The following is a 2427-nucleotide window of genomic DNA, read 5'->3' as shown; positions in this document are numbered from 1 at the left end:
CGAGGAAGGCCTTTGGGACGTCGTCTATATCCTTCCAGTCCTTGAAGTAGGGATCCTCCGCCGGAACCGCCAAAACCTTCCAGTCCTTGTCGCCGGAGTCATTCATCTTCATAATGCCTATTGGCCTAGCCTCGATTATGGTGAGGGGATAGACGGGCTCGCGCATTACCACCATTATGTCGAAGGGGTCGCCGTCGTCGTAGTAGGTCTGGGGGATTATTCCGTAGTCAACCGGGTAGAAGAACGGGCTGTAGAGGACTCTGTCGAGCTTTATAAGGCCCGTCTTTTTGTCGAGTTCGTACTTGTTTCTGCTTCCCTTTGGAATCTCTATGAGGGCGTAGACAACCTCTGGAACCTCCGGTCCGGGCTCAAGGTCGTGGAACGGGTTCATCTCTAACCACCTCTAGCTTTTTTTACAGAACCTCTAAGGTTGCTTTCGGGTTCTGTTTTTAAAGTTGTTGGTTGAGAAACTCAAAAACTGGAAAGGGGAAGACGCTTTTCGGTCTCATCTTGACATGTATTCATAGGTTATCTCCCCGTCGGTTAGGGAGTAAACGTCCCTCCCCTTCCGGATGTGGTGGACTATCGGTTTGTCAACGAGGTCAAAGACCCTCTCAAGGTCTTCCACCGACTCCAGGAGGATGGACTTGTTCTTTTCTTCGGGCCGACCCTCGACTATGAACTTCCTCAGGCCCTTCATTTCGTCCTCAGGCTTTTTCTCTCTCCTGGAATAAAGGAAGCCGAGAGGGGGGATAGCAAAAAAGGCAGAGAGGATCGGAAAAACCTTTCTCCCAGTGGACACCGCAACACTCGACCAGAGGAATCCCATCCTGTTCTCGGTCGTTTTACTGTGCTTCTGGACTTTTTTGTAGTCCTTTTCTCCACCGGAAAGGCTGAGCATCCCGGAGGTATCCCTTGAGAGCTCTATCCTCTGTGTGAAGGGTTCCCTTCCTTCCTCCCTTATCTGGACGAGCAGATAAGTCTCCCCGCTGGCTCTGAAGAGCCCTGTACCTTCCCTAATCTTCTTTAGGTCGGACTTGAACCTGGAAATGTTGAGGGGAACGGATAGGGAAAAGGACCCGCTGAAATCACCGCTCCACGTTCCCCTGCTGACGTTCTTTATGTAAACCTTTTTCTTGTTTGAGACGACGTAGTAGTCTGTCCTGAGGACTGCTCGGTAGCTTCCTCCTGCTGAGGGTCTCGCCTCGTAGCTGTAGGCCAGGTTTATGAAGCGGGTTATCTTTTCGGGGTAGTGGTCGAGTGAGGTTCCGTTGCTGTAAACGGTTTCGTTCGAGAAGAACCCCTTGTGGGTTATTGAGCCCTTCTCGACGTAGAGTGTCTCGTAGGAAACGCTGGTCGTTGACGGGGCCTTTGAGTAGGCAACGAGTGAATAAACCCCAAAGAGGAGGGCTGTTGAAATACAGACCGCGAGGGTGACCTTTAGCACCTTCTCTTTCTTGATGTTTTTCATAGCCTAACACACTCCTTGGAAGGCCATCAAGGTTCCCCGCCCCCGCTGCAGGCCGTGGAGACCCATATGCTGTTGCTCACGATATCGTAGCCAACTATCCTTGCGCCATTGTTCAGTGGATAGTCGCCGCAGCAGGTGAACTCTTGCTGACCACCGCCGTTTATCCTCGTGAATATCGTCACGTTAATGTGCTCGCTTCCTCCTGCTGGCACCGTGACGTTCCACTCCATCTTCGTTGCCGAGCCATGGCATCCTCCGCAGGAGCCAACTCCATGCCAATTGGCGGGTTGAAACGCGTATTCTCCGGCACTGGAACCAGTTCTTGAGAGGCTCACGTTGAATTCTGCGGGAATTGTATCTGTGACGGTTATTTCAATGTCCTCGCTCCCCGGGTTCGTTACGACCACCTGAAAGACCCACTCCTGGTAGGTTTTTAGTGGTATACCGCTCGTGTTCCCAGAGAGGAGTACCTTATCTATCTTCGGCCCTTCCTCCACTATCAGCTTCAGCGGGCATGTTGAAACCGATGCTCCTCCGCCATCCCATGTGGCGTAGAGCTCGATGGGGATGGTGTACTCCCCCGCCCCAACGTTCCCGGTTGAGGCATGTCCAGCAAATGTGTACCTTTCGCCGGCGTCGAGGCTCACGGGGTCTCCGTCGTCGGTCTCTATAGAGACCTCAAGCCCGGAGGGAAGTCCCGTGTAGTTCGGCCCGAGAGCGATGGCAACGATCTTTCCCTCGGGCAGGGAGTTTGTGATGTTAATGACCCCAAAATCGGCCTCGGAGTTAGGTCTTAGCAGGACAACCGAGGAGTATCCATCTTTGCAGTCAAAGCCTATGTACTCCTCACCGTGTGGGACAACCTGAAAGGAGACATCCCTGGTGGATGCGTAGCCCCTGAAATTACCGCTTGAACCCACCACGAGGAGTGATCCCACTAGAAACGCCAGAATAAG

General features: G+C 52.9%; 3 protein-coding genes. All 3 read right to left on the bottom strand.

Annotated features, from left to right (window positions below):
• On the bottom strand, positions 1 to 391 hold a 391-nt coding region (locus MVD07_RS04345; RefSeq protein ID WP_297499074.1), incomplete at its 3' end, for an inorganic diphosphatase.
• Positions 392 to 505: 114 nt separating this feature from the next.
• Complete coding sequence (locus tag MVD07_RS04340) at positions 506 to 1471, bottom strand: DUF5305 family protein (protein WP_297499073.1); 966 nt, start codon at positions 1469 to 1471, stop codon at positions 506 to 508.
• A 26-nt stretch (positions 1472 to 1497) separates the two neighbouring features.
• A partial coding sequence (locus tag MVD07_RS04335) for a hypothetical protein (protein ID WP_297499071.1) occupies positions 1498 to 2427 on the bottom strand: 930 nt, incomplete at its 5' end.

The organism is Thermococcus sp. (assembly GCF_027008145.1).
Taxonomy (GTDB): domain Archaea; phylum Methanobacteriota_B; class Thermococci; order Thermococcales; family Thermococcaceae; genus Thermococcus.
This window is presented reverse-complemented; position numbering and strand designations above follow the sequence as displayed.